Below are 555 nucleotides of genomic sequence, written 5' to 3'. Positions count from 1 at the left end.
GGAAGGCCATGAGGATGATCTGGCAGGCGGCTTCGTGGTAGCCCTCCTGCTGGATGAGGACCTCGCCGTGCTCGCGCCAGAACACGACGAACTCCTGCAGCAGGCGCGGCAGGTCGAACCGGCCGTCGGGACGGACGAAGCTGCGTGGATCGGCCTTGACGAACCGTTCCGTACGATGACCGAGGACGCGTAGGAGGACCTCCCGGTAGATGGGGTTGGCGATCTCCAGGTCCCCGGGCCCCCGGATGAGGCCGAGGTCGTGCACGTAGGAGACGTCATCGTCGAAGGACGTGTCCGTGCCCGGCCATGTTCCCGCGACGATCGGTTCGATCACCCGTTCCACCCGTGGTTCGTGCAGCCGGGCCACCAGGGCGTCCAGGTGGGTGGCACGTTGGCGGATCAGCCGCTCCTTGGCCTCGTCCACGTGCCCGGCGGTGATGGCGCCAGTCGTACCCATCTGGAGAATGATGTCGAAGGCGAGGGCGTTGACCAGCCATGGCTGGCCCTGCGTCAGCTCGAAGACCCGGTCGGCCGCGTCCTTGGTGAATTCCTGTG

Annotated in this window: 1 protein-coding gene; it reads right to left on the bottom strand. The window is 66.7% G+C overall.

All coding sequences use genetic code 11. From position 1 onward, the window contains the following. Positions 1–555, bottom strand: a 555-nt coding sequence (locus tag E1267_RS45240; RefSeq protein ID WP_220449973.1) for a hypothetical protein, incomplete at both ends; no start/stop codon positions are given.

Source organism: Nonomuraea longispora, assembly GCF_004348345.1.
In the GTDB taxonomy this organism is placed as follows: domain Bacteria; phylum Actinomycetota; class Actinomycetes; order Streptosporangiales; family Streptosporangiaceae; genus Nonomuraea; species Nonomuraea longispora.
The sequence above is the reverse complement of the archived record's forward strand: the minus strand, read 5'-3'. Positions and strand labels throughout refer to the sequence as shown.